The 1,353-nt window shown below is 75.0% G+C and carries 2 protein-coding genes; both read right to left on the bottom strand.

Going from position 1 to position 1,353, the window contains the following annotated elements; genetic code table 11:
* Window positions 1-767: DEAD/DEAH box helicase (locus ACFWJO_RS39365; RefSeq protein ID WP_386873057.1), on the bottom strand; the 767-nt coding region annotated here is incomplete at its 3' end.
* Window positions 764-1,222, bottom strand: a complete 459-nt coding sequence (locus ACFWJO_RS39370; protein WP_174232859.1) for a 23S rRNA (pseudouridine(1915)-N(3))-methyltransferase RlmH — start codon at window positions 1,220-1,222, stop codon at window positions 764-766. The genes ACFWJO_RS39365 and ACFWJO_RS39370, both read right to left, overlap by 4 nt.
* Window positions 1,223-1,353 lie beyond the last annotated feature (131 nt).

The raw sequence follows: 1,353 nt of genomic DNA on the forward strand, positions 1-1,353 counted from the left end.
GGCACCGGCACCGTGACCGTCAGGTCCCAGCGCTTGGCCGAGGCGGGCCGCACCACCGTCACCGGCTGCGTGCCGCCGAGGAACCGGGCCACCTCGGCGGCCGGCTCGACCGTGGCGGACAGGCCGATCCGCTGCACCGGCGTGTCCAGCAGGGCGTCCAGGCGCTCGAGGGAGACGGCCAGGTGGGCGCCGCGCTTGGTCCCGGCCACGGCGTGCACCTCGTCCACGATCACCGTGCGGACCCCGGCCAGCGCCGCTCGGGCCTGCGAGGTGAGCATGAGGTACAGCGACTCGGGCGTGGTGATGAGGATGTCCGGCGGATCCTGCTGCAGGCGCCGCCGCTCGGCCGCCGGGGTGTCCCCGGAGCGCACACCCACCCGCACGCGCGGCACGGGCCTGCCCTGGTGCGCGGCGGTCTGCGTGATGCCCACCAGCGGGGCCCGCAGGTTCCGCTCCACATCCACGCCGAGCGCCTTCAGCGGCGAGACGTAGAGGACGCGGGTGGCCGCCGTCCCCTCGGTGGCGGGCTCGCGCACGAACGAGTCGAGCGCCCAGAGGAAGGAGGAGAGGGTCTTGCCCGAGCCGGTCGGCGCGATCACCAGCGCGTGCCGCCCCGAGGAGATCGCGTCCCACGCGCCGAGCTGGGCCGGCGTCGGGGCCTCGAACGCGCCCGTGAACCAGGCGCGCGTGGGCTCGGTGAACCGGCCCAGGACGACGTCGGCCGCGGGCGTGGCCGAGCCCGCTGCGGTCTCCGCGGGCCCGCTCATGCGTGGTGGTACGGTCGGCCGGCGGAGATCTCCTGGGCTCGGTAGACCTGCTCCGCCAGGATCAGCCGCACGAGCTGGTGCGGGAAGACGAGCGGGGACAGGGACCAGACGCGGTCCGCGCGGGCGTGGACCCGGGCGTCCACCCCGTACGCGCCTCCGATCACCATCGTCACCGGGGCGCCGACGTCGAACCGGCTCTGCAGGTGCCGCGCCAGACCCGGCGAGTCGAACGCCGTCCCCCGCTCGTCCAGCAGGATCAGGTGCTCGTCCGCGCCGACCGCGCCCAGGATCCGGTCCGACTCCTCCGTGCGCGCCGCCTCCTCCTGCCGCGCGGAGTGCGGCAGCAGACGCCACGAGAGGTCGTAGGGCTTCTTGAGGCGCCGCTCGTAGCGGTCGATCCCGTCGACGACCCACGCCTCATGCTTCTTGCCGATGGCCAGCACCCGAACAGACATGGCCCCATGATCGCACCGGCCGCGGACACGGTACGGGGGTCGGCCCCCGCCGCTCGGTTACGCTCGCCGGGGCGGGGTGCCTGGCTCCGCACCGGAAGGGGGCCCATGACGTCGACCGCACGGTCCCCGCG

Origin of the sequence: Streptomyces sp. NPDC127092 (assembly GCF_042722475.1) — a bacterium.
Lineage (GTDB): Bacteria > Actinomycetota > Actinomycetes > Streptomycetales > Streptomycetaceae > Streptomyces.